This window comes from Kamptonema formosum PCC 10802, assembly GCF_000332335.1.
Taxonomy (GTDB): domain Bacteria; phylum Cyanobacteriota; class Cyanobacteriia; order Cyanobacteriales; family Oscillatoriaceae; genus Oscillatoria.
Window position 1 is genome coordinate 1,697,104 of sequence record NZ_KB235948.1, and the last position, 26,633, is coordinate 1,723,736.

17 protein-coding genes are annotated in these 26,633 nt (G+C 51.9%); 11 read left to right on the top strand and 6 right to left on the bottom strand.

All coding sequences use genetic code 11. The features are described 5' to 3' along the window. Window positions 1–569: 569 nt before the first annotated feature. The 6 genes from OSC10802_RS0107270 (at window position 570) to OSC10802_RS0107290 (ending at window position 4,337) form a co-directional block, all read left to right on the top strand. Complete coding sequence (locus OSC10802_RS0107270; RefSeq protein WP_026098246.1) at window positions 570–872, top strand: DUF6883 domain-containing protein; 303 nt, start codon at window positions 570–572, stop codon at window positions 870–872. 19 nt (window positions 873–891) lie between these two features. Further along, window positions 892–1,140 carry a DUF4926 domain-containing protein gene (locus tag OSC10802_RS0107275; RefSeq protein ID WP_026098247.1) on the top strand — a complete coding sequence of 83 codons (249 nt, stop codon included), beginning with the start codon at window positions 892–894 and terminating at the stop codon, window positions 1,138–1,140. A gap of 67 nt (window positions 1,141–1,207) precedes the next feature. Further along, window positions 1,208–1,357 carry a hypothetical protein gene (locus tag OSC10802_RS49085; RefSeq protein WP_155967434.1) on the top strand — a complete coding sequence of 50 codons (150 nt, stop codon included), beginning with the start codon at window positions 1,208–1,210 and terminating at the stop codon, window positions 1,355–1,357. A 12-nt stretch (window positions 1,358–1,369) separates the two neighbouring features. Then, window positions 1,370–1,936, top strand: a complete 567-nt coding sequence (locus OSC10802_RS0107280) for a Uma2 family endonuclease (protein ID WP_017716129.1) — start codon at window positions 1,370–1,372, stop codon at window positions 1,934–1,936. A gap of 201 nt (window positions 1,937–2,137) precedes the next feature. Further along, entirely contained in the window at window positions 2,138–3,622 is a 1,485-nt protein-coding gene (gene gltD / locus OSC10802_RS0107285) for a glutamate synthase small subunit (RefSeq protein ID WP_026098248.1), read from the top strand. Window positions 3,623–4,082: 460 nt separating this feature from the next. Then, window positions 4,083–4,337, top strand: coding sequence for a hypothetical protein (locus OSC10802_RS0107290; RefSeq protein WP_155967435.1), 255 nt, complete (start codon window positions 4,083–4,085; stop codon window positions 4,335–4,337). Between the two features lie 951 nt (window positions 4,338–5,288). Here the strand turns inward: OSC10802_RS0107290 and OSC10802_RS39060 are convergent. Continuing rightward, window positions 5,289–5,483: a hypothetical protein gene (locus tag OSC10802_RS39060; RefSeq protein ID WP_017716133.1), complete on the bottom strand. Its 195-nt coding sequence runs from the start codon at window positions 5,481–5,483 to the stop codon at window positions 5,289–5,291. A 461-nt stretch (window positions 5,484–5,944) separates the two neighbouring features. Here OSC10802_RS39060 and OSC10802_RS0107310 point away from each other — a divergent pair, with 461 nt between their 5' ends. Next, the gene (locus OSC10802_RS0107310) at window positions 5,945–6,577 is read left to right on the top strand and encodes an NADPH-dependent F420 reductase (RefSeq protein ID WP_017716135.1); all 633 of its coding nucleotides are present in this window, start codon (window positions 5,945–5,947) and stop codon (window positions 6,575–6,577) included. A gap of 128 nt (window positions 6,578–6,705) precedes the next feature. Here OSC10802_RS0107310 and OSC10802_RS0107315 read toward each other — a convergent pair whose 3' ends face one another. Beyond that, the gene (locus OSC10802_RS0107315) at window positions 6,706–9,255 is read right to left on the bottom strand and encodes a GAF domain-containing protein (RefSeq protein ID WP_017716136.1); all 2,550 of its coding nucleotides are present in this window, start codon (window positions 9,253–9,255) and stop codon (window positions 6,706–6,708) included. Between the two features lie 276 nt (window positions 9,256–9,531). On the opposite strand from OSC10802_RS0107315, the gene OSC10802_RS39065 reads away from it, so the two are divergent. The 3 genes from OSC10802_RS39065 to OSC10802_RS39070 all read left to right on the top strand — a co-directional run bounded on the left by OSC10802_RS39065 (window position 9,532) and on the right by OSC10802_RS39070 (window position 15,600). Beyond that, window positions 9,532–10,992, top strand: a complete 1,461-nt coding sequence (locus tag OSC10802_RS39065; RefSeq protein WP_044170003.1) for an AAA-like domain-containing protein — start codon at window positions 9,532–9,534, stop codon at window positions 10,990–10,992. A gap of 155 nt (window positions 10,993–11,147) precedes the next feature. Continuing rightward, the gene (locus tag OSC10802_RS0107325; protein WP_017716138.1) at window positions 11,148–11,939 is read left to right on the top strand and encodes an alpha/beta hydrolase; all 792 of its coding nucleotides are present in this window, start codon (window positions 11,148–11,150) and stop codon (window positions 11,937–11,939) included. Window positions 11,940–12,054: 115 nt separating this feature from the next. Further along, window positions 12,055–15,600, top strand: a complete 3,546-nt coding sequence (locus OSC10802_RS39070) for a GAF domain-containing protein (RefSeq protein WP_017716139.1) — start codon at window positions 12,055–12,057, stop codon at window positions 15,598–15,600. A gap of 112 nt (window positions 15,601–15,712) precedes the next feature. On the opposite strand, the gene OSC10802_RS0107335 is transcribed toward OSC10802_RS39070, so the two are convergent. From OSC10802_RS0107335 to OSC10802_RS0107355, 4 genes are all read right to left on the bottom strand, one after another. Then, on the bottom strand, window positions 15,713–17,287 hold the full coding sequence (locus OSC10802_RS0107335; RefSeq protein ID WP_044170609.1) for a DHA2 family efflux MFS transporter permease subunit: 1,575 nt from the start codon (window positions 17,285–17,287) through the stop codon (window positions 15,713–15,715). A gap of 194 nt (window positions 17,288–17,481) precedes the next feature. Next, window positions 17,482–19,173 (bottom strand): HlyD family secretion protein, encoded by a 1,692-nt coding sequence (locus OSC10802_RS0107345; protein WP_017716142.1) that lies wholly within the window; start codon window positions 19,171–19,173, stop codon window positions 17,482–17,484. After that, complete coding sequence (locus OSC10802_RS0107350; protein ID WP_232731638.1) at window positions 19,151–19,813, bottom strand: TetR/AcrR family transcriptional regulator; 663 nt, start codon at window positions 19,811–19,813, stop codon at window positions 19,151–19,153. Before OSC10802_RS0107350 ends, OSC10802_RS0107345 begins: the two co-directional genes overlap by 23 nt. 502 nt (window positions 19,814–20,315) lie before the next feature. Next, entirely contained in the window at window positions 20,316–21,320 is a 1,005-nt protein-coding gene (locus OSC10802_RS0107355) for an ABC transporter substrate-binding protein (RefSeq protein WP_232731639.1), read from the bottom strand. 1,544 nt (window positions 21,321–22,864) lie between these two features. Here OSC10802_RS0107355 and OSC10802_RS0107365 point away from each other — a divergent pair. Further along, window positions 22,865–26,536 (top strand): WD40 domain-containing protein, encoded by a 3,672-nt coding sequence (locus OSC10802_RS0107365; RefSeq protein WP_017716147.1) that lies wholly within the window; start codon window positions 22,865–22,867, stop codon window positions 26,534–26,536. Window positions 26,537–26,633 lie beyond the last annotated feature (97 nt).

Consider the following 26,633-nt stretch of genomic DNA (forward strand, 5'->3'; position numbering starts at 1 on the left):
GAATCCTGGAATCAGATAAAATCCAAGTATCAACTTGGGAAATTAATATACGGCCAAGTATAAGCTCACACTCCTTTTGGAGTGTTTGTCGATATTGGCGATGCAGAGGTGAGGGGACTTATCCAAATCACTGACTTTCTGGATACGGGAACGATGACACCAGAAATGTATCCCGAAGTTGGCTCGCCTGGCAGTTGTCGTTGGCTATACTGAAGACGACCGCAACCAAGTTTGGTTAAGCGTTAAGCCCAGCGTTCTACAAAGGTCGCTTGTAAAATTAAAGCTTCCTGTTGCAAATCAACTCTAACAACTGCTTTGAAGTGGGATAAAATTATGAGAGAACCAGCCGGCTTTATCGAATGTCACGGCGAGTTGCCGGCTGACCAGCCCGCACTCGCTTTTGATAAGCGAATAATTCTGATCATGGACTTGGCCAAAGGGGAAGCTGTCGGGGATGCGGAAACCAGATGGAGCCATAGTTGCCCTCGCCCCAGCGGATTAGTCCTTGTTGCCAGAAAGATGTATAATGAACTTACAGGATGAAAATTCCAAATAGCTAGCGTGCCGTTATTGAGCCATCAAAGTTGACAGATTACTTACTTAACCCAGAACATAAGCGAGGAGGTGCTAAGGCCAAACTGCTCATTCAATTTGGATATTCTCAAGAAACTTGGCAGCGATTAGAAACTGATATTCGCGAGTATCACTTGGACGCTGATGTCGATATTGTTAAGGAAACCGCCTACGGAACGCGCTATGAGGTGAGCGCTTATCTTTCTACACCTGTTGGCAGACAACTTCTTGTAAGAACGGTTTGGCAAATAGACAAGGGGACAGACTTTCCCCGATTGATTACGGTGATTCCCGATTAGCAAGTTAGCGGAAGATGTTATGAACTGTGAACTTTATTCAGATGTTATCTTGCTGTGCGATTTACCTGAAGAAGGGCTTTTTGCGGGGGATGTTGGTACGGTGGTGGAACAACATCATGTTGAGGGCCTAGAAACAGGTTATAGCGTTGAGTTCTTTGATATGTTGGGAAATACTGTGGCTGTTGTCACTTTGCCTGAGAGTTCCCTCCGCTCACCGACTCGTGCGGACAGACCCAGCGTAAGACTTGTTGACAGTTTTGCTGCCTAATGAGTTAGAGTAGCCGTCTGGGCCAAATTCCTGACACCCAACAGCCGGCTTAAGATCCGCAGCAAGTTTGACACTATTCTTTCAGATCGTGTGGTATAATAATCGGAGCAACCCCAAAGTGGCGACTGTGGAAACGCTGCTGTTTAAGACAGGGAAGCTGAATCCCTTTCGGGGCGTGAGGGGACTCACCCCAGAAGAGTTCTCAAAGGACAGCTGACGGAGAATAATTATGGTACAAACCCCAGAAAAAACTCTCACTTTGGAGGAGTTTCTGCAACTGCCAGAAACGAAGCCGGCTAGTGAGTATATTGACGGTCAAATTATTCAGAAGCCAATGCCCCAGGGAAAACACAGTAGAATTCAAGGTCAACTCGTCACAGCGATTAATGCTATAATTTTAAACTCTAAGAAAATCGCTTGTGCGTTTCCAGAACTGCGCTGTACCTTTGGCGGACGGTCAATTGTGCCTGACGTGTCCGTATTTCTCTGGGACAGAATTCCCAGCGATGAGAACGGCGATATGGCCAACACTTTTCTAATCCCTCCTGATTGGACAATTGAAATTCTGTCGCCGGAGCAAAGCCAAACAAAAGTTACGAAAAATATCCTGCACTGTCTAAAATTTGGGACTCAAATGGGGTGGCTCATCGATCCTGAGGAGCGTTCGGTTTTGGTCTATCATCAAAAACAGGAAACTGAGGTTTTCGATGAGCCTGAAGCGCAGCTACCTGTGCCATCTTTCGCCAGCGATATACAGCTGACAGTAGGAGATTTATTTGCTTGGCTAAAGAAGTAAAAGCCAAGGAGAGGCGCGGCTAAAGCCCAACTATGAACTTTTGGGCTTTAGCCCAACTACGAACTTTTGGGCTTTAGCCCAACTGCGAACTTTTGGGCTTTAGCCCAACTACGAACCTTTGGGCTCTTCTATCTGTGGCTGATTTCCACCGGCATTCGCTATAATTTACAAAAAAACGCAAATTACAACGGAGATACAACTGTGGGAAAACCAACCGGCTTTATCGAATTTGTCCGCGAGTTGCCCTCTGAACTCGCCCCCCTGGAACGCATTCGCAATTGGGACGAATTCCACCTGCACATGCCGGAGGAAAAACTCCGCACCCAGGGCGCTCGCTGTATGGATTGCGGCACTCCGTTCTGCCACACCGGCACCCTGATTAGCGGTATGGCCAGCGGCTGCCCGATCAACAACCTCATCCCCGAATGGAATGACCTCGTATATCGCGGACTCTGGCACGAAGCCCTCGACCGGCTCCACAAAACCAACAACTTCCCGGAATTCACCGGTCGCGTCTGCCCCGCCCCCTGTGAGGGTTCCTGCGTGCTCGGCATCCACAACCCGCCGGTGACGATTAAAAATATCGAGTATTCCATTATCGAAAAAGGCTGGGAAGAAGGCTGGATCGCCCCGGAAGCGCCGGCGAAACGCACCGGCAAAAAAGTGGCCATCATCGGCTCTGGGCCCGCCGGCCTTTCCGCCGCCGCCCAGCTCAATAAAGCCGGTCACTGGGTAACCGTATTTGAACGCGCCGATCGCCCGGGCGGACTGCTCATGTATGGCATCCCTAACATGAAGCTGGATAAGAAAGAAGTTGTCCTGCGCCGCATCAAACTTCTGGAAGACGAAGGCGTGAAATTTGTCTGCAATACCGAAGTTGGCAAAGACTTGCCGGCGGAACAGTTGCTCAAAGAATTCGACGCCGCTGTCCTGTGCACTGGTGCCACAAAACCCCGCGATCTTCCCATCGAAGGCCGGCAGTTGAAAGGCATCCACTTCGCAATGGAATTCCTCACCGCGAACACGAAATCGGTTCTCGACGGGAGCAAAAATGACAGCTTCATCTCTGCCGAAAGCAAAGATGTTGTGATCATCGGCGGTGGCGACACCGGCACCGACTGCGTTGGCACTTCTATCCGCCACGGATGCAACAGCGTCGTGCAAGTAGAAATCCTGCCCAAACCGCCCCTGAGCCGCGCCGCCGACAACCCCTGGCCAGAATGGCCCAAAGTGTACAAAATGGACTACGGCCAAGAGGAAGCTGCGGCAAAATTCGGTGCCGATCCGCGCGTTTATCTCACCACCGCGACGAAGTTTGAGGGCGATGAAAACGGCAATGTAAAAGCCGTCCACACCATCGAAGTGCAGTGGGAGAAAAATGAGAAAGGCCAGTTTATTCCCAAGCAAATTCCTGGCACGGAAAAAGTCATACCGGCTCAATTGGTGTTGCTGGCAATGGGTTTCCTCGGACCCGAACAGCCGCTGCTCGACGCTATCGGTGTTGAGCGCGATCCGCGCAGCAATGTGAAAGCAGAACACGGCAAATATGCCACCAGTCTTCCCAGCGTTTTCGCGGCGGGTGACTGCCGGCGCGGTCAGAGCCTCGTGGTTTGGGCTATCAACGAAGGGCGCGGTGCCGCCCGCGAGTGCGATCTCTACCTGATGGGGAGTACCGATTTGCCTTGAGGCAATCGGGTTCGGTTAGGGAATTGTCAACAATCAATTATCCTGTTCTGGGGCGGGCAAAAGCTCGCCCTGCCCCGGCAGGATTGCTTGAGAAGAATTGCTTTTTTTGCGAGTTCTTTCAAACCGAAAACCAGGTATAGCACTAGCAAAATTGATAAGGAAGTTAGATATTGAGGGTCGGAGGGAACGCCGGCCCTACGGATATATAGCAGCAGTCATATTGGTTAGGGCGTCAGTGACCTAGGGAAAAAGGCGTAGGGCAGGCGTCTCGCCTGCCCTCTTGATCTAAGGGCATAATCGCATTGGGCATCACGCATGCATGGCATCACGCAAAAGCTGGTAGGGGCGGGTTTACTAACATCTGGTAAAATGAGAAACCCGGTTTCTTTAAGAAACCGGGTTTCTGGCATCTACTTCATCCAACTGAAAACCGCTATATATTTGTGCCGGTGGTAAAGATGTGGCGATGCTCAAATGTGCCGGCACAAACATGGTTGTGCCAGTGGAAATCCTGCTCAAACCGCCCCTGACTCGCGGCGCAGCTTGGGATCAGAAAAGCCTGAACCGGGAACTCGAAGCCGGTGGTAACGACTATTTAAATAAGGAGCTTTCGGGCGGCAATATTGTCCTCGATCTGCCCGCTGGAGCTAGTGCCGGGGAAAATACAAGCGCCGGCATTTGCGTTCTATTTAGTCGCGTTATAAGGCGCGACTAGCGGTGAGGTTTATATCCGTGGCATCGCCCAGAAGAGTGGGAGAAAAAATTTTCAAAATTCTCGCGCCATCCCGGAACAATATCTTGATGAAGCAGCTCTTTTTAAGAAACGAAGGACTGCAAGCAAATGATGCAGGTGCTCAAGAAAGCGCAGGCATTTCGACAGATCAGCGACAGGGGAACTGTCGCCGTTTTTGAGCCAAAAGCTTGCGACTTCGCCCGCACGAGTTGCGGTGGGGATTTGGGAAGCTATCGTTTATTCTGTCAAGCCAGATTTGGGAGTGCAATTCTACCTGTAAAGAGGAAAAACCTGTGAATACGAAGACTGTCCAAAAAGCTGCCTTGGTGGCATCTCTTTCTATTCCCTTAACACTGCACGTGTTGAGTGTTCAACCCGTGAGAGCAGAAATCCTTTCACCGGAAACAAGCGGGGAGGTGCGTGCTGAAAAGAGCGCTAGTATGGGAGGAGGATCGGGAGAGGGCAAAGCAACTCTTTATCGTAGTGGGAACCTTGTTGTAGAAGGTTATGCTGTGAGCACAGCCCGAACTACTGCCACAAGAACTAGCATCTTTGTCGTCGGGGTAGACACAAAGGGGCGCTCTCTTTTTGTGTCTAACAAATTCGATGTCCCAACTGCATGTGCGAAATGGGATCCCTCCTGCTCATCTAAGAGACGCGCAACTTTCCAGCAACAAATAAGCTCTGATTTGGCTCAATATGTAGCCCGACTCGATGTATATGTTGCAGATCGTGGGAGTGGTGGGGTAGAAGGTCGATTGAAGCAGTTTGTAGATAATATTAAAAGTTCCTGTGCTGCTTATGACGATCTTCCCGCAATCGCGAGAGCTGCCATCGCTTCCCAAACAGGATTCCCTGGCTGTAATCCCAGGTAATAAATAACCAGTAGGGTGCGTTACCAGAAGCGTAACGCACCTTACTTACAGGGGGAATTTAATAGCTTTCTTCGACCGGAACCCCATCATCCTTGGGCTGAGAGAAAGTCTGATTGAGAGAGGCATCGCGGATAGCAAGCCACAGAGAAAGGAGTTCCGCACCGCTTATATCGCTGCTTTTGTAGCGCTCAACGGCTAGATCCAAGTCTTGCATGCTAGTAAGGGCAGGAACAGTAAAGCCAAGTGGTGACATAGGGCAACCTCTACTGATAGGACTGCGACAGCAGTCAATCTCTACTGGCTGTATTCTAATCCGAGCCGGAAACAAAATGTAGTGGCCGTTACAATTTTTATAAATTGCTGAGTGTTAATCCTTGAAACTTTACAGGCGGTAGCCGTGACCGGCAAAAAAGACGGAGTGTCCAGGGCGGCAACAGCCGGCGCTATAGTGGCTGCATGCCTTGCTGCAACTGGAATCTGGGCACTTCTTCACAAGGGCTGTCCTGCCATAAAAGCGCGAGCGCTCGCTTGCGGAGCCCTCTTTTGCTTCACAAATCTTGACGCAAGGGTGCGGGTGGCTGGAGGTGAGAGAATTCAAGCACAGTTGCCCCCACCCCGTCAGAAAGGAATCGATTTAACCGGCTTTCCCGAAATTCACCCCCAGAAAAATTGGTCTATACTTTAGTGTATTCACTGTTAATAGAGAGATATTCCATGAAAATTGGCGTTATTGGTGCGGGGAACGTCGGGGGCGCTCTGGGGCGCATCTTAGCCGGCAAGGGCCACGAAATTGTGTTTGGGGTGCGAGATCCGCAAAGCTCGAAAGTGCAGTCGCTGATAGATTCAACGGGAGGAAAGGCGAAAGCCGGCAGTGTTCAGGAAGCCGCAGCGCACGGAGAAGTCGTCATCCTGGCGACGCCTTGGCAAGCGACTCAGGAAGCCATTGAACAGGCCGGCGATCTGAGTGGCAAGATTCTTATTGACTGCACGAACCCTCTGGGAGCGGCACCGAATGAGCTGGTAATTGGGCTCACGACTTCCGCCGCTGAAGAGATTGCCAAATGGGCTGCCGGTGCGCGAGTAGTAAAAGCATTTAACAATATCGGCGCGAGCTGTTTTGAAAATTTGACCTTTGGCTCTCAGCAAGCCAATACCTTTATTTGCGGGGAGGATGCGGAGGCGAAAAAAGTTGTAATGTCCCTGGCGCAAGAAATTGGATTTGAGCCGGTGGATACGGGTGATTTGAGCAAAGCTCGGCTGGCTGAACCTCTGGCTGCGCTTTGGATTCATCTGGCTTACTTCCAGGGAATGGGGCCAGATTTTGCGGTTAATCTCGTGAAGCGCTGAGGTTAAGGCAGGCGAGACGCCTTGTCTGTAGAGCGCGCGCGCCCTGCATAAGAAACCCGGTTTCTTAAAGAAACCGGGTTTCTGAAATTTACACGAATGATTTAGAGCGCTATATAACCGGGAAATTCCTATTTTTCCGTGAGGGTTTCGATCCCGTCCCAGCCTTCGGGGAGGGGGGTGCGAATCCAGTTTTGACAGCGCTGCCGGTGCAAAAGCGCGGCGTAATCGTGGCTGTCGATACTGAGAACTTCCTCAAACTTCTCTAAAGCCGGCTCCAACTGGCGATTGAGATAATACTTGCGCCCTTGCTCATAAAGCTCAATCAGTCGCTGCTTGGTTTCGGAAATTGGAGCGGTGCGCAACCCCACCAATTCATAGATAGAAACCGGCTGATTTTTTCCCTTCACCCGAACGATATCCAGCTCTCGCACCCAGAGCATATCGCCGCAGCACTGATAAGTGCTGCCGCTGATTGCGATGTCGCAGCCGTACAGTTTCGTCGTTCCTTCCAGGCGAGACGCCAGATTCACGTCATCCCCAATAACGGTGAACTCCATCCGCCGGGCGTGACCGATATTGCCACTGATGGCTGCCCCAGAATGGATGCCAATGCCAATGCGGATGGGCAGCTTTTGGTCTGCGAGCCGGCGAGCGTTGAACTCTGCCAGAGAAGCTCGCATTTCCAGGGCGGTTTGCACCGCTTTCCAGGGATGATCTTCCAGGGGCACCGGCGAGCCAAACACTCCCATAATAGCATCCCCAATGTATTTGTCAAGGGTGCCTTTATACTTAAAAATTGGCTCCACCATCGCCGAGAAGTATTCATTGAGCATGCTCACCACTTCTTCAGCTTGCATGCTTTCTACTAATTTAGTGTAGCCCCGAATATCGGAGAACAAAATCGAAACTTCCTTGCGATCGCCTCCCAACTTAGCCGCATCACCACTTTGGATCAGCTGTTCCGCCAGCTCCTGAGTCATGTAGCGATACATGGTATTCTTAATCCGTTTCTCATCGCTGATGTCATCCATCACCACCAGAACGCCGCCCACATTCTGAGCGCCGCTCGCACCGGCAATCGAATTAATCGACAGGTGGACGCTGTGAGACTCGCACCCCGAACCCGGCACCAAAGTTTGGTCGGGATAGTATTGCTGGCGCGATTTCTCATCGCAACCCGCCAGAGCCGCTTGGACCCAAGTCGGGAAATCACCCCCCTTGAGCCGAATCACATCCAAGATAGACTGACCTTCCAAACAGTCTCCCTCGCTCAAACCTAACAAGCGCTTGGCACTGAGATTAGCGGCGGTAATTCGACCGGCTGCATCCGCAGACAGCACCCCATTGCTCAGGCTGCGGAGAATATCTCGCTGCAGCTGTTCCTGTTGCTGAATTTGCGCGTACTGGTGCTGAATCGTCTCGTACTGCTGCTTGACCTTTTCAAACAGCTTGGCATTTTGGATAGCCACACCGGCTTGGATGTTGAACGCCTCCATAAATTCTCGGTCGCTGCGATTAAAACTCGCCTTCCAGCACTCAGGAGCGTGGGGCCAATCATCAGGCTTGTAGGTAGGAAACTCCCCCTGTTTCCGCTTGTTGACCAGTTGAGTCACGCCAATCAACTCCCTTTCGGCATTAAAAATTGGCATGCACAGCAAGCTGCAGGTGCGATACCCATTTTTCTGATCAACTTCTCTAGAAACTTCCGAATCCGCATCATCATACAGGTCAAAGAGAATATTCAGAGGCTTGCCGGTTTGAGCCGTTTTACCCACATAGCCTTTTCCCACCGGCACTCGCAGTTCCCTTAAAGACCCATCTGGCTGCGGAATTTTCGCCCACAGCTCCTTGGTGTGCTCATCTAGCAGCCACAGCGTACTGCGGTCAGCACTCATCAGTTTCTTGGCAGAATCCATCACCCGCTTCAGGGTTGACTCCAAATCCAAGCTGCTCGACGCCAGCGAGCGAGTTGCTTCTAAAAGCGCCTCAGCCGCACGCTGTCTCTGCATCGCTACATAAAAGGAGCGCGAGCTTTCCAGAATCAGCCGAATTAAAGGGGAAAATTCCTCAAACAGCGCTTCATCTTCTTGCGTGAAACCCTGCGTGTCAATCCTTTCACTCAAGTATTTTCCCCGAATGGGATTGCCTTTTAACTTGTTGAGCAGCTGGACAACAGCCACCAACTCGCCCTCTTCATTCAGCAGGGGGAGCGTCAGCATCGTATAGGTGCGGTATCCCGTTTTCTTGTCGGACGCCTTAGCAGCTTCAGAGCGGTGGTCGTCATAAAAATCGAAGGGAATATTCACGACTTTCTTAGTCGTTGCCACTTCACCGGCAATCCCTTGAGTCACCGGCATGCGAATCTCTAGCGACCCCTTGCCATCATCTTTGGCCAGAATTGACCAGAGTTCATTTTGCTCCTCATCCCGGATATAGATAGTCGTCCGGTCTGCCCCCAGAATATCTCCAGTTTTCCAAGTAATGGCGCTCAGCATCTCATTGAGGAGCGCCTCAAAATTAGAGCTGTCCAAACTCAGCATTGATAGAGTTTGATGGACAGCGCTGAGTTTGCCTTCCACTCCTGACATCGCTTTTTTAAAGTTATTTTTGGTCAGCGGGGCCAGAAATTCAGAAAAGCTCGCCTGTCTTGTCGCTAATGCTGCCGGTGCGTGAACCATAATTACTCCTCCAACCCTGATTGACTGCTGAGATAGAACTGAAGGCAGCTTGCCAGACGAGTGCCGGCTGCCCGTAAAACCTGCAATTCCTTGTCGGCGTCTTACAATTTTCAGTATAGGAGCTATCCGGGAATTCAAACCCAAATTATTCAGGAGTTTAACTCAGAAAAATCAAGACTCTTGCGGCGAGGGGCAGCCCGTAACCCTCAAAAAAATCAGAAAATTCAGAAAAGTCATGTTATGCTGGAAAGGCAAACATTGAACCCAGGGTGCTCAATGGCTGATGCAGAGGTCTTAAAACTGGTAGAACTGGCAGACAATTGGATTGGCAAAAAGACTGGCGAGGTGCTCGATGACGCCCAGAAGGCGATCCTGCGGCAGGCTCTCGCCGGTCAGAGGCTTAAAGATATTCAAGTCACCGGCTACACCGGCAGCACCGTGCAGCGGGAAATCGCCCCCAAGTTGTGGAAGCTGCTGTCACAGGTGACGGGGAAAAGGGTGAGTATAAAGACCGTGCGGCTGGTGCTGGAGGGATTGCGGCTTGAGCCTAGCCCTTCAGGGAGCTGGGGGGCTCGGGAGCGGGGGGGGCTCGGGGTCCGCTTTGGGGATGGGGGGGAGGCGGGAGCGGCGAAGAGCGCCAGCCCACAAACTCCTCGGGCACAGAACTCCCCCGATCTCCCCCCAGAGGGGCTGGAACTGCCGGGTGGGCAGCTGGAGCTGGCGTCGAAATTCTATATCGAGCGCCCTCCCATTGAAACCCGCGCCTTTGAAGAAATTAGCAAACCGGGGAGCCTGATTCGCATCAAAGCCCCCAAGCGAATGGGCAAAACTTCTCTAATGACCCGACTGCTGCGCGAAGCAGAACGGCTGGGCTGTCGCTCAGTGGCTTTGAACTTCGAGCTAGCTGATAGCGAAATTTTCACCAATCTCGATAAATTCCTGCAGTGGTTCTGCGCTATCGTAACCGACGACCTGGAGCTGCCCATTCAACTAGATAGCCGGTGGAGCAAGTTTTTGGGCAGTAAAAAGAACTCCACGAATTACTTTGAAAAGTACCTGCTGCCGGCAATTGACACTCCCCTCGCTTTAGGTCTGGATGAAGTTGACCGGATTTTCCCCCATGAAAAAATAGCCGATGACTTTTTCGGGTTGCTGCGGGCTTGGCATGAAAAAGCCAAGCAAAGCGATATCTGGAAAAACTTCCGGCTGGTGATCGTACACGGCACAGAAGTCTATATCCCCCTCAGTAACGACCAGTCCCCATTTAATGTCGGGCTGCCGGTGGAGCTGTCGGAGTTTAACTCAGCGCAGGTGCGCGACTTAGCCCACCGGCACGGCTTAGATTTGACCGGCACTCAGGTCGAGCAACTGATGGCAATGGTTGGCGGACACCCCCACCTTGTCCGGCTGTCTCTCTATAAAATTGCTCGCCAAGAGGTCACTCTAGAGGAACTCCTCAGAGAAGCTCCCACCGAAACTGGAATTTATGCAAACCACCTGCGACAGCACCTGCGGCATTTAGAACAGCATCCGGAACTAGCCTCAGCCTTTCAACAAGTTCTTGAAACAGACTCTCCAGTGCAGCTCATGCCGGCAATCGCTTACAAATTAAACAGTATGGGACTGGTGCGCTTGCAAGGCAATCAGGTCACAGTCGCTTACGACCTGTACCGGCAGTATTTCCGCCAGCGCTTGCTTGGCAGCGAGCGCCTAAACCCTTCCCCACTTTCCCTGTAACGTCACCCCACCCACCCCAAAAAAATAATTCCTCCCCCTCTCTTGGCGTCCTACCCAACGGGCAAGCCGCTAGCGCGTCTAAGGTGTCTTGGCGGTTCATTATATTAATAACTCCTCTCGAACAGGGTGCAATAAAAATCTCCCATCAAAACCATATGACTCATCGCTTTCTCGACCAGCCTGAAGTTTTGCGAGTGCTGTTCCATCCCAAACGGGATGACAGTTTCGACCCCTTAGACCCAAAAACCCGCCCGGTTGCCGTGGAAGTAGAACCGGCAGTTTTTCTCAGGGGATGGCTGTACCCAGCTCTTCCCAATTCGCCGGCGATTCTCTTCTTTCACGGCCATGCAGAAATTGCCGCTGACTATGATGCCTTTGCCGATTTTTATATCCAGATGGGCATCACCTTTCTGGCGATCGATTACCGTGGCTATGGCGCGAGCGACGGCACGCCGGCAGCTAGCAATCTTCTGTGCGATGCGCTAAAAGTATTCTTAGCAGCTGACCGCATCTTCCACTCCTGCCGGCTGGCACCTAAGGAGCTTTATGTTATGGGGAGAAGTATCGGAAGCGCCCCAGCAATTGAAGTGGCTGCGCACGCTTCAGACAAACTGGCGGGACTAATCGTCGAGAGTGGCTTTGCCGAAACAAAGACACTTTTAGATTGCCTCGGCATGCCGGTGGGGGAATTTGATGAAAAGCGCGACGCTTTTGCCAACAGTATCAAAATCAGCCGAATCTCAATCCCCACTCTAATTATACACGGGAAAGAAGACGCCCTGATCCCCCCCGCCCAGGCGCAAGAACTCTACCGCAGATCCGCCGCACAAAAAAAACAGCTTGTGCTGATTCCTCGCGGCAATCACAACACCCTAATGATCGCCGGCATCTCCAAGCAAGGGAAGTCCCCCTACTTTGAGGCCATTCGGGGATTTGCCGGCGGTTAAGTGAGCCGGTATAATTAGATAAAAATTTACCTCGTACCTCGTTCCCAGGCTCCGCCTGGGAATGACCCTCTGGAGGCAGAGCCTCCATTTACCTTACAAATGTAGAAATGGAACCATGACTCATTCACATTACGAATATAAAGTTGGAGGTTGCCTGCCGGCGGACGCCCCCACCTATGTGTGGCGTCAGGCGGATGACGACCTCTATAACTACTTGAACGCCGGCACATTTTGTTACGTCCTCAACTCCCGGCAAATGGGCAAGTCGAGTTTGCTCGTGCAGACAATAGGCCGGCTTCAGCAAGCCGGTGCGGTCTGCGCCGCCATTGACCTGACAGAAATCATCAGCCCCGACATCACCAGAAACGAATTTTATGGCAGCCTAACTTACACCTTAGCCGACAGTTTTAACCTCCTGGACACGATAGGCGGTTTTGACGCCTGGTGGCGCAAGTACAAAACCCTCTCCCCCCTCAAGCGATTGGGCATCTTTCTCAAAGATGTCCTCCTGAGAGAGCCCTCCATGTTGGACAAAGCGATTGTCATTTTTTTGGATGAAATTGATAGCGTCCTCAGATTGCCTTTCTCAGTCAGCGATTTTTTCGGTCTGGTTCGGGCTTGCCACAGCAATCGCGCAGACCAGCCAGAATACAACCGCCTGACTTTTGCTATATTAGGAGTAGCCTCCCCCTCGGATTTGATTAGAGACAAAGACCACAGCCCCCCCTTCAATTTTGGACAAGCAATTGAACTAGCCGGCTTTCAATTAAATAAATCTGAACCGATAGCTGAGGGGCTAAAAGACAAATCTCCCAAACACAAAAAATTGCTGCAAGCCGTGCTGTTCTGGACAGGCGGGCAGCCTTTCCTCACGCAAAAGCTGTGCAAACTGATTGTCGATTCGGAGGAGTCGCCCCCTGCCGGCAGTGAGGCGGAATGGGTGGAAAAATTGGTGCGAACTCGCGTCATTGAAAATTGGGAGAGCCAAGATGAGCCAGAGCATTTGAGAACCATTCGCGACCGGCTTCTCCGCAGCGAGCAGCGCCGCGTTCAGCTCTTGAAGCTGTACCAGCAAATCGCCGGACAGGGAGCTGTCCCAGCGGATGACAGTCCAGAACAGATGGAACTGCGGCTGTCAGGATTAGCAGTCAAGTACCAGGGCGAATTGCGGGTTGGCAATCGGATTTACCAGTCCGTATTTAACTCGGAGTGGGTACAAAAGGTGCTGGCTGCGATCCAGCCCGATCCCCACCCCCGCGACGCCGAGTTTCTCCAAACGCTAGCTGAATTAGAAACCAAACTTTTAGTGTCGCAGCTCGCCAATGTGGCTGAAGGGAAAATTTCCGACCAAGCTCTCTATGAGGTGGTGCGGGATATCACCTTGCAGGTGGGAGATTTACTCGGTGCGGATCGCGCCACTATCTTTTTGCTGAATGAAGACAAAACTGAGCTGTGGTCGCTTGTTGCGGAGAATCAAGGCGATGAATTCCTAGATATTCAGCTGCGAGTCGGGGAGGGTATTGCCGGTCAAGTCGCCGCCAGTAAGAAAACTATTAATATTACTGCCAAGGTTTACCAAGATCCCCGGTCTTGTCTGGTTAAAGACTTCGATAAAAAATATGACTACCGCACCTATAATATGCTGGCTTTTCCCTTCTTGACGGAAATCGGCGAGGTGGTTGCTGTCGTCCAGTTACTCAATAAGTTGAAACAGCCCGACAGTTCGCAGGGGAAACTGTCGCAGAGAATTGACAGGAAGGGCTTTACAAAAGAAGACGAAGAGCGATTGGCTCAATTTGTCCCTCCGATTCGGCGGATTCTGGAAATCTGCCAGTCCTCTTACAAAGCTACCAAAAAACTTCGGGCGACGGCGGCGCTGGCAGAAGCTACCCGCTCTCTTGACAAGAGCAGTTTAGATACCAAAGAAATCCTCCAGCGGGTGATGGATGCGGCTAAGAAACTGATGAGCGCCGATCGCAGCACGCTTTGGCTGCTAGACGAAGAGCGGGGCGATCTGTGGACAAAAATCCCGATGGCGGACGGCACCTTGATCGAAAAGCGCGTTCCCAGGAATGTCGGCTTTGTCGGCAAAGTGGCTGAAACCGGCGAACCCGAGATTATTCCCTTTGACTTGTACGACCATCCCTTCTCTGAAACCGCCAAAGGAACAGACCGGAAAACCGGCTACCGCACTTGCAGCTTGCTGTGCATGCCGGTGTTCAATCCCGAGCGCGAGTTGCTCGGCGTGACGCAATTGCTCAACAAACGAAAACCGGGAGTTTTCCCCACCTACAAACCGGCTGACTGGCCCAAAGCGCCCGAACAATTCAAGGCTAGCTTTGACGAAAACGACCGGCAATCCATGCAGGTTTTCAATGAGCGCGTGGGAGTTATCCTCCAGTACGCAAAAACTCACGAAGACCTGAAGCGGCTTGCGGAAATCCAGCCCAAGGAAGCTGTCCGCAACACCCTTGCTATGCTGATTAATGCAGCAGGCGACCGGAGTGATGAAACGCTCTACACCGCGCTTTTCAATATGCTGAATTTCCTGACTTCCTCTGTCGGTAAAATACTAGAAGCTGACCGCACAGCCATTTTCCTGCTGGATGCGAAGGGAGACGAACTTTGGTCGCTGATTGCGGAGGAAGAAGGGAGCGCCCCCACAGAAATTTCCCTTGCCGCTAATCGAGGGCTTCCTGCTGAAATTGTCGCGTCAAAATCTGTAAAGGCGCTCGCTGTAACGGCAGGCGGCTGGAAAAATAATCCCTCCCTCCTGCAAGCCACTGCCGGTCAATGTTGCAGCTACTCTACTCACAATATTTTACTCTTTACCCTGGCAAACCAGCAAGGGGATGTCGTGGCTGTTGTGGAGGCGCTCAACAAATTAAAATCCCCCCGGAGTGCCGGTGCGCCCCTTTCCGAAAAAATTGACCCTCAGGGATTTACCTGTGCGGACGAGGAGCGGCTGGCGAGCCGCGCTGACTCAATTATACCAATTTTGGAAGGGTTCCAATCTTTTCATAAAGAAATCCGAACCATTCAGGGACAGCGAGCGACAGAAGCGCTTTTTTCAGCGCTCAATTCAGTCAGCCAGAGCAGCGGGAATCCAAAAGAAATACTGCAGCGGGTGATGGAGGAGGCAAAAACACTTACGAATGCCGACCGCAGCACCCTTTGGCTGCTCGATCGCGAGCGGGGGGACTTGTGGACGGAACTCCCCGGTTTGGGGGAATTGCGGTGTGAGATTGGGGTTGGCTTCGCCGGCACTGTCGCCCAAACCCGCCAGCCGGTGATGATTCCGTTTGACTTGTACGAGTGCGAAGGTGCTGAGAATGCCAAAAAAACCGACCGGGAAACCGGCTATCGCACCTGCAGTTTGCTGTGCATGCCGGTGTTGAGTTTTGATGGCCAGGAGCTTCTCGGCGTGACACAATTGCTCAACAAGCGCAAACCGGGAAATTTTCCTGAATATAACCGAGCTGAATGGCCGGCAGCCCCGGACTGCTTCAAAGCTAGCTTTAATGAAAAGGATCTCCGGTATATGGAGATATTTAACAATCACGTCGGGATTCTGCTGCAAAACTCTCAGCAGCAGGATATATTGCGAACTGAGCTGGGCAGAGCTGCCGGTGACACCCCCTTAAATATGCCGAATTCGTAAGCTGTTAGGCTTTTAACCTGCTTTTCCCTTGAAAGGAGGCAGAGCCTCCAGAGGGCGTTCCCAGCCAGAGGCTGGGAACGAGGGAAAAACGAGGGAAAATCCAAAATTGGTATTAGTGAGCCGGTGGCGCTTTGGCTCCCGCACGACCTTTCCCCAAAAATACCAGCAGAGGCATCGAACAGAGGAAGGCAACTCCTACCACCCGAAAAATGTCTGCGAAAGACAGAACTGCGGCTTGTATGCTGACGGTCTGGCTCATTAAGGCAAGCGCTTGCTGGTGCGCCGTGACAGCATCCATTCCCCGACTCTGGAATGCCCCAGTTAGTAAGTCGAGACGCTGATTCGTTGCGATATCGTAAGGAGTGATATGAGCGAGCAGCACCGCTCGGTGAAAAGCCTCCCGCTGAGCGAGCAAGGTGGTGAGTGCCGCAATGCCGATACTGCCCCCTAATTGGCGAGTCAGGTTGTAAAAACCAGACCCCGCCGAGATATCTTGCTTGGGAAGCGATCCCAAAGTTGCCAAACTCAACGGGAGAAACATCAGCACTGTAACCCCACCGCGTTCGAGCAGGGGGAAAAATAGCTCGTCCGTCCCTGTCTGGGGATTGATATTTGCCAGCTGAAACATAACAAAGGCATTCCCCACCGCACCGCAACCAATCAAAAGTCGGGCGTCAACTTTAGTCGATATCTTGCCCAACAGCACCATTGCAATTGCTGAGGTTAAGGCACCGGGAGCGAGTAACCAGCCGGTTTGAGTCGCGGTAAAGTGAAGCACGCTTTGGGCGAAAATCGGCACGGCAAAGAGCGCTCCGTAAAGCCCCATACCGAGAATTCCAGAGTAAATGCTTCCAGCCACGAGAGAGCGGTGACGCAGCACCCGCAAGTCAACCGCAGGATGTTTTGTGCTGAGTTCGCGCCAGATAAACAGCCCGAGTGTGAGAGCGCTAACCACCGCCAAAGCCGTGATGTAACGAGATTCAAACCAGCTTTCTTTTTCTCCTTCTTCTAAGAATGTTTGCAAGCTGCCAACTGCAACCGCTAACAGCCCAATTCCCCACCAATCGACCGCTGTGCTGTGCTGGCTGTCCTTGATTTTATTTGGGGGCAAAAATAGCCAAGCCATCACGGTTGCCAATATTCCAAAGGGAAGATTGATGTAAAAAATCCAAGGCCAACCCATCGTATCGGTGAGGTATCCCCCCAAGGTTGGGCCAATTGCAGGGCCGGCAATCACGCCAACGCCAAACACAGCCTGCGCCACACCTTGCTCGTGGGGTGGAAACGTCTCGAAAAGAATGGCTTGGCCTTTGGCAAGCAACCCCCCCCCGCACAAACCTTGCAGGATGCGCGAAAAAATCAGCGCCGGCAGGTTAAATGACAGCCCGCACATCACCGAAGCAATAGTGAAGCCCACTAAAGAAAAGATAAAGTACCTTTTCTTCCCGAAATAATCTCCCAGCCAAGCCGTCAACGGAATCATGATAACGTTGGCGATTCCATAGCCAGTCACAACCCAGCCAATTTCACTCACGGTTGCGCCCAGACTCGCTTGCATGTCAGTCAGCGCTACGTTGACGATGCTGGTGTCGATGACTTCCAGAATTGCTCCCAAGGCAGCTGTCAAAGCGATTGCCCACTTTAGAGGGCCGGTGACATACCCAGACTTACTAACACTTGAAACCATCTTTTTTGCAGGAGCCACTCGTTTACTGCTCTCAGTATTAGAGACATTTAAAATTTTAATCATTGAAAAATATGCGGAAATAGTTACTGCTGGAGGCTATCAGAAACCGGGTTTCTTGAAGAAACCCGGTTTCTTGTTCTTTCTTGATGCGGGGGATTAATTTTCGGTTCATTTTGGCCGGCTTGCTTAAAATCCTACGGCTCGGCAGCCATCTGCTGGCGGTTCTCAACAGCAGCGGTACTCACCGTGACGGTGACGCTCAAACCGGCTCGGAGTTTGTGCTGCGGATCGGCATCCGGCAAAAAGCTTAACCGCACCGGCAGCCACTGCACCACTTTATTGAAATTCCCCGTGGCATTGTCGGGAGGCAGCAGCGCAAATTGAGCCCCTGTCGCCGGACTGAGCCCCTCAACTTTGGCTCGGAAAACTTCGCCCGGATAGGCATCCACTCGCACTTCTGCCGCTTCTCCCACGCGCAAATCTTTTAACTCCGTTTCCTTAAAATTCGCTCGCACATAAATTGTTTCCGTCTCCAGGGGAACGACTGCCAAAAGTGGCTGTCCGGGCTGAACTTTCTGGCCGACTTCCCCCGTCAGCTGCCCGACATAGCCGGTAACGGGTGCCTTGATAGCGGTATATTCCAACTGCTGGCGAGCTAGAGCCAAAGCGGCTTCGGCTTGTTTCACCTGAGCTTGAGCGCTCTCGGTTTGATCCTGCTGCACAGTCACTTTTTGAGTAGAAGCTTTCGTTTCAGCAACCTGCGAGCGAGAGGCATCGGCTTGTGCCACTGACTTTTGCACTTGAGCTCGGGCATTATCGATCTGAGCTTCGGCTTGCTGGAGTCGCGATCTGGCACTCTCAACCTGAGCTTGCGCTTGTTGCAATTGAGACTGAGCGCTCTTAACCTGAGCTTGCGCTTGCTGCAGTTGCGCTCGCGCGTCATTCACTTGAGCTTCTGCCTGCCCGACTCCTTCATTCGCCACCGTCAAATTGGCTTGAGCAGTATTAAAAGCCGCTCGTGCGGTGTCTTGCTGCTGAGCAGGAATCGCCCCCTGCCCGAACAGGAATTCATAGCGCTGCAAATCAGTTTGAGTTCTGGTGACTTCTGTCTCAGCTTGGGCAACCTTAGCGCGGGCGGCGCTCACGCCTGATTCGGCTTGCCGGATTCTAGCTTGCTGAGCCTCGACGGCTGCGACTGCCCCCTCCACTTGCGATTTTGCCGCACTCACGCCCAATTCCGCTTGCTGCAACTGAGCGTCAGCTCCCTTCCTTTCGGATTGCGCTTGCTTGACGTTGGTTTCAGCTGCAACAACCGCAGCTTCTTGCGCTTCTAAATTCGACTCAGCTTGCTGAATTTGAGTCGTGTTTGTATTGGCGGTGAGCGATACGGTGTCAGCAGAACTCTTTAACTGAGCCTTTGCTGAGTTTAGATTCGCTTCCATTTGCTGGATTTTTAGCTGCAGGTCTTCGTCCTGCAAAATAACTAGAGTCTGCCCAGCTTTGACGAGAGCGCCATCCTTGACCAGCACCTGTTTAACGGTCGCTGATATTTTTGGCGCGACCGGAGAGATGTGCCCTTCAATTTGCGCGTTGTCCGTGGAAACGTGTGTGTGTTGAAATTGCCACCACCGCCATCCGGAAACAGCTCCAAAAGCCAGACCGCTCGCTCCCACAACCGCCAGCAGCCACCGGTGCCGGTTGAAGAAAGACGGTTTTGTTTTGGCTTCACCGGCTGTTTCCCCGTCTGGCTTAGATTCGTCTCCCTCTGGCTGAATTTCAGGCCGGTATTCGCTCTCACCTTCCTTCCGCAGAGCCGGCTGGCTAGCGGGTGACGGCGCTAAGTCATCAGATTTGACTCTAGATTCAACCGCTGTGTTGGTCTTCATTTTTATTGTCTGTACTTGTAATTTTGGCTGGCAAAGTGCTAATCCCGCGCACGAAAACACCGACGCAAGTCTCGATGTAGCTCTCGCGACTGTAGCCTAGTGAGGTTGGGGTTGCATTGCGGCGCAGCATGCCGGCGAGCAGCATGCCGGTAAACAGATCCACTGCCGGTTTCAAGTCGATATCCTCGCGGACGTCACCCCGCTTTTGAGCTTTGCGCAGGTAAGTCACCAGCTTTTCTCGCAGCGGTAAAACTGCCTCGGCGATAATCCGGTTCGCCGCTTCCGGGTGGCGCTTCGCTTCTCCAATGAATGTCCGGATTAGGGCTTCATGTTCTTCCAGCATGCTGTTGTACAGCGATGCGTAGTGCCTGAGATCCTCAGTTAAGTTCTGAGTCCACTCGTCTTGGTGAGCCAGGGCTTCTACTTGCAAAGCTGTAGCCTGCGCGACAACTGCACCCAGCAGCTCGTCTTTGCTGTGGAAATGCCGAAATAGCGTCACTTCATTCACGCCGGCAACACGGGCAATTTCCCTGGTTGTCGCCCCCGCTACCCCCGCTCGGGCAAAAACTTCCGCCGCTGCTTTCAGCAGCCGAGTCCGGGTTTGTTGGGTTTTTTGCTCGGTACGATCCATGTTTGTCATGCAAGTGCTTACTTGCAGTATAAGGCACCGGCTCGGCGCAGCGCAAGGGGCACTCCAAATAACTGCCCATTGGACATAGGGCATCGGGCATAGGGCGCTGGGCGTCCTTAGCACATCTGCGAGCTTCTGTCAAGGAGATAAAGTGGAGCGCCAGAGGCTGTCAGCAGTAGCCGATTTGCTAACACTTGTCCCCTCGTTCCCAGGCTCCGCCTAGGAATGCACAAAGGGAGGCTCTGCCTCCCTTTCCCCTGATTCCCCTTTGTCCCCTCGTTCCCAGGCGGAGCCTGGGAATGCACAAAGGGAGGCTCTGCCTCCCTTTCCCCTGATTCCCCTTTTAAAATCTAAAACCTAAGTTTATTAAAGAAACCAGCTTTCCTAAAAACCAGGTTTATTTAACAAGCTTTTAGGCTTTTAATCTTCCTATCTACCCAAAGGAGGCAGAGCCTCCAGGACCTCGTTCCCAGGCAGAGCCTGGGAACGAGGGATAGAGGCTTTGCGCGTTCTACACTTTACGAAATACCTGTCCGAGCTGCTTGCAGGCTTCTTCAATCTTGTCAATACTGCCCGGATTCACCAATCCGAAGTAGTCAAAAACATACACCCGGTTATTTTGAGTGGCTTTCAGCTTACTCCAGAAAGGCTCCGACTTGAACTCCTCCAAAATCCCCTGCCCCATATCCACAACCAAAAGCACCTCTGGATTGGCTTCCAAGACTTTTTCTGGCGAGAGCGTCACGTACCCGCCCACAGGGCTTTTCCCCTGCAAGTCCGCCACGAGATTTTTGGCCCCAAATTTTTCCAGCAAATCCCCCGCCCAACTGTTTTTATTCGGTGCCAAAATTGGCTGCCGGCTCACCAGCACCAGTGTGGGTGGGGATTCGACTGCCGGTTTTCCCAAAAAGGATTGATATCGCGCCAGCAGTGGGGCGGGGTCAGCACCGATAGAGCGAGCCACGCTTTCGGTAATTGACGCCAGGTCATCCCACTTTTTAATATTAGTCGAAAGCGTGGCAATCTTCAAATCTTTCAATTTGGGCAGGAGCTGAGCGTGAAACTCTTCATTAACCACCACCAAATCAGGTTTGAGAGCCACGATTTGTTCCAAACTGGGTGGCGTCTGCCCCTGACTGACTCGCGGAATGTCTTTAAATCGGGCATCCTTATCCAGCAACCGGCTGCCGCCAACACCAGCCAGTTTGGTTTTATCCAGATTGGCGACAATATCAGAAGTGAGCGAAGTGAGACTGACAACCCTAGAGGCTACCTTTTGAGCCGTGCTAGCTGGCGGGGTGGTAGCAGTGGCACAAGCCACCAAAACCAAACTCAATAATAGTGTGACACCGGCTGCTATCCAGCGACGAAACATAAAACAAATCTCCCAGTACAAACAGCTGTTTTCAAAGAGCGGTGACAGGTAAATCAGAAGGGGAGCATACCACTGTGCCGGCGAATTTTGTGCAATCAGTCGCACCGGCATCTCTACTATACGGGATATAGCGTTTCTCAAATTAGTGTGCTACGGAGAAACTCCGTAGGGGCGGGCACGGGGGCATTGGTGTCAACTTAAGCTGTGTCCCATAGTCTCCCGGCGGTTGAAACCGCAGCTACACAGACCAAACCCGCCTGCGCGGGTTTGAAAACTCCCGCTCTTCTCTTAAGTCCGCGTAGGCGGACTTCGTTTGTATAGCCGCGATTTCAATCGCCAGGAGCTTAAGTTGACACCAGTGGCACGGGGGCACCGCCCCTACGACAATGTGTTTAGGGGCTATAGTACATCAATCTGAGAACCGCTATATTCACCGGCGCTCACCGACTTTCTAACATCTATCTTATGACAGATTTACATCCGCTTCTCTCGTTCCGACGCAGAGCCTGGGGACGCCGCTCGCTGGGCACGCGCCGGTCGCCTGCGCCGGCACTGTTTGGGCGTCGCACAAATAGGAGAGCGCTCTCCTGTAACGAATGCTAAAATGCCCCTGTTCCGTCACCAACCGCGCTGGAGAGCCGGCACGGAACGGCTATCGTCTTTCTGGATTGCAACGCCAGTTAACTGACTGTTATAGCACTTTTCACTTGAGTGGAGTACAGTCTGGAGATCCCCCCAAACGGGGCGGGCACGGGGGCACCGCCCCTACGATTGGGGGGCGCAAGAGAATGTTCCCCTCCTTTTTAAGGGGGGGCTAGGGGGGGATCTAATATCTGTACCTCACTCGGCTGAAATCTGCTATATATGCCTGATTGCGGCTGTCGGGGGGGACCCGCGAGGGGCACGGAGAGCAATCAGCAGCCACTTCGATGAGCTGTCCGGCTGCCGTGCTTGGTGCTGCCGGCGGGGAAATTTTGGTCCCAGAGAACCCATTGGCTGCCAACATGAGAGCGATCCCGATTTCTGAAATAGAAATAATGCTTTTCATGGCTGCTTTGTCCCGTAATTCGGGGAGTACATAAAAGTAGATATTTCGCTTGCCGGTTTAAATTAGAGCGATAACGGCCCCAAGAGCAGGAAATCTAAAACCAATCCGGAAAGCGCTTAACAAGTAATGATTTATGCCTTTTATCTCGCGCTCCAAGGCGGCTTCCATAAGAGCGCATCATTACTTTTACGCGACTGCTAATCCTTACTATTAAGCACTGCCGCAGGCTGCTAATTGAGACATGGAACATTACCTCCTAAACTGGCGTGCGAAACCATCCACCACAATCTTGCTGCCATTTAGAAGATTATTGCTGTGGAGAAAAGGGACTTAAAAACCGGAATTAAAAATTCCTGGTAAAAAACCTGGGAAACTATAGCCAGAGCAGTTTTTTTTGCTTCTAAACTCAGACACTAAATGCCTTAACTCTCTTAAATCCCTTAAAATTGACACAAAGCCCCTATCTGCCGTATGCTTGGCAGAGGAGCCATCCGCTGAATTCGGGACAGTCTAAGCTTTTCCCCAATCCTGGCCCTCCCCTTTCACCGAAACAGAGGGGCTCGGAGGGTTGGGTTGCTACGCCTTGGACTGGTAGCCAGCGGAAGTCCAGCAACCTTGAGTTAACACGCGCAACACAATGGCCTCATCCAAAGCAAGACGCGCTCGCGGTCGGATACTGACGGATAAAGGATGGAAGAAAATCTGGGATGCGGTCAAAGAAAATTTTCCAGATGGACATACTCTGGCAGATATATCAAACCTGACTGACCGCACTATCAATGAACGCGCTAGTGGCCATTTTGTATCCGTTGATACGGTTTCTAATATATTGAACCGGCGGGCTGGGTCTGACAAGAGTAAAATTGAGAGTCTTTTTAGCGCCTTGGGCCAAAAGCTGGATGAGGATGACCATGTTTTGGCCAACGCCCATGTGTCACAACTCAACTCGAACGTTGTGGGGCGTGAAGGGGGGATGGCCAACGCCGGTATCAGCCAAGACGCCAAAATTACCGTCAACCGGGCAGCGGGCGGCGTGGTTAGGGCCAGTTGGGGAGAAGCGCCTGATGTCTCCGGTTTCGTTGGGCGCACTGAGGAGCTGGCAGAACTAGAGCAATGGATTGTGCGGGATGGCTGCCGGCTGGTGGCGCTGTTGGGCATGGGGGGAATTGGCAAAACTGCCTTGTCTGTCAAGCTGACACAAACGATTCAGGGTGAGTTTGAATCCGTCATCTGGCGAAGTCTCCGCGAAGCCCCTCCTGTGGACAAGCTACTGGCAGAGTTAATCAAATTCTTGTGCGAACAGCAGCAAACCGATTTGCCAGACGCAACCGGCGAGAGAATAACCCTGCTTATTGATTATTTACGAGCTTCTCGCTGTCTGGTAGTTCTGGATAATGCTGAGTCCCTGTTGCAAAGTGGCACTCACGCAGGAGAGTATCGAGAAAGCTATGAGACTTATGGCGAACTGCTCAGACGGGTGGGAGAATCCACGCATCAAAGTTGCTTGGTGCTAACCAGTCGGGAAAAACCGGCAGATGTGGCACCCTTGGCAGGAGAAACCCTGCCGGTTCGAGTCAGGCAACTCAGTGGGTTGCGGGAAGCGGCACGCAACATTCTTCAGATCCAGGGATTGTTCGGTTCAGAAGATGAAAAAATACGGCTCGTTGATTTATATCAAGGCAATCCTTTAGCTTTAAAGATTGTTGCCGCCCGGATTAAAGAAGTCTACAATGGTAAAATAGCTGAATTTTTCACGCAAGACGAACCGGTTTTTGGAGATATCAGCAAGCTGTTGAGGCAACAAGTAGATCGCTTGTCAGATTCAGAAAGGCAGGTCATGTACTGGCTGGCAATCGCGCGAGAGCCGGTTTCGATCTCAGAATTGCGCGAGGATATTCTCTCATCTAGCGGGAAGCGAGAAGTCCCTGACGCTCTGCGCTCGCTCGTCTGGCGCTCGCTCACAGAAAAAGCAGGGGACAAGTTCACCCTGCAAAACCTAGTCATGGAGTACATCACCGGGCGATTTACAGAAGAAGTCCGCTCGGAAATTAGAGCGGGACAGCCTCAACTCTTTAACAGCCACTCCCTGATCAAAGCGACAGCAAAAGACTGCGTTAGGGACACACAAATTCGCCTCATCCTCAAGCCTTTGGCTGAGAAGCTATTCGCTGATTTTCGCAGCCAAGCGGGGGTCGAAGCCCAGCTCAAACAAATCCTGTCAGGACTCCCGAAAAATTATAGGCCGGGATATGCCGGCGGCAATATTATCAATTTACTCCTGTCTTGGCAAACAGATTTAACGGGCTGGGATTTCTCTAACCTAACAATTTCTCAAGCTTTTCTCAGAGAGGCAAACTTGCGCGGGGTTAATTTTGCTAGCGCTAATTTAGCTCGCTCTATTTTTGCTGAAAATATAGATAGTATTTTGGCCGTTGCATTCAGCCCTGACGGACAATTATTGGCTGCCAGTGATTTCGCCGGCGAGATTCATTTGTGGCAAGTTGCAGGAAATCAAAAACTTTTTACCCTCAAGGGGCACATCTCTGTAGTGCGGTCAGTTGCTTTTAGTCCTGACGGCAGGGTTATCGCCACCGGCAGCGACGACGCAACAGTAAAACTGTGGGATGCCGGCACTCATCAGTGCCTCAGAACTTTACAAGGGCACACCCGCCGGATAAGTTCCGTCGCTTTCTGCCCTCAAGGGAATATTCTAGCCACCGGCAGCGACGACGCAACAGTGAAATTGTGGGAGGTTCCCACTGGTCAATGCCGCGCTACTTTAGCCGGACACGCCGGCAGGGTGCGTGGTGTGGCCTTCAGCCCCGACAGCCAAACGCTGGCCAGCGCCAGCAGCGATAAAACAGTGAAGCTGTGGGATGCTAGTAGCGGTCAGTGCCTAACTACTTTAAAAGGACACCAAAAATCCGTTTATGCGGTTTGTTACAGCCCTAATGGAAAACATCTAGCTACCGGCAGCGCTGACAAAACGGTCAAGCTGTGGGATATCTCCAATATCGGCAACAGTCAGTGTTCCGCCACTTTAACAGAACACAGTGCAGAAGTTTCTTCAGTGGCGTTCAGTCCGGACGGACAAATTTTAGCTAGTGGAAGCTATGACCAAACAGCGATCCTGCGAGATATCCGAGATATGCGCAGCTGTCGGGTTTTAACGATTTGCCAAGGGCACAGCAGCTGGATACACTCAGTTGCCTTCAGCCAGGACGGGCAAACCCTAGCCAGCGGTGGCGACGATCGGGCGGTAAAACTGTGGGATATTCGCGAAGGTCAGTGTTTAGCCACTTGGCGGGGACGCCCCAGTTCGGTGCATTCAGTTGCTTTCAGTCCTGAAGGTAATATTTTGGCAAGTGGTGGCGCTGATAGCGGGGTCAAGCTCTGGGATATCAGGGATGGCAAGTGCCTCAATATTTTGTCAGGGCATGCCGAGCGAGTGTATTCAGTTGCTTTTAGTCCGGACGGGCAAATTCTCGCGAGCGGCAGCGACGACCGGACGGTACGGTTGTGGGATGTCAGTCACAGTAAATGCTCCCACACTTTGCGGGGACACACTCATCGAGTGCGCACAGTCGCTTTTAACCCTAAAGGTAAAATTTTTGCTTCTGGCAGCCGCGATTGTCGGGTGAAGTTGTGGGATGCTGATACGGGCCAGTGTCTGGCGACTTTTCAGGAAGAAACAGATTTAGTGTACGCAGTTGCTTTCAGTCCGGACGGAAACATTATTGCCAGCAGCAGCGATGACTACAGCATTAAGTTACGAGATGTCTGTACGGGTGAGGATCTGGCAATTTTGCGGGGACACGAGAGAGAAATAAATTCACTGGCTTTCAGTTCGGATGGCCAAATTATAGCTTCTGGAAGCGGTGACAGTACGGTACGGTTGTGGGATGTTAGAACCCGTGAGTGCTTAGTGATTTTGAAAGAACACGCCAACTGGATATTTTCAGTGGCTTTCAGCCCGAATGATAAAATCTTGGCGTCTGGCAGCGGCGACAGTACAGTGCGCCTCTGGGATATCAGCACTTATCAATGCTTAGCTACTTTGCGGGGTCACGCTGACTGGGTGTATTCCGTTGCTTTCAGTCCGAACGGGGAACTTTTGGCTTCTGGCAGTGCGGATGAAACAATTAAACTGTGGGATGTAAAAACCGCAGAGTGCAAAACAACGCTCTCGACGCCAAAACCTTACGAAGGCATGAACATTACGGGGGTTACAGGTTTGAGTGAAACAGCGGTGGCAACGCTTTTAACTTTAGGGGCAAAAGTATTTTATAGCAATGGACAGTCAGTTTAGGACATGGGCATTGGGCATTGGGCATTGGGCATTGGGCATTGGGCATTGCTGTCAGTCTTCCCCATGCGCCATGCCCCATGCACCATGCCCCATACGC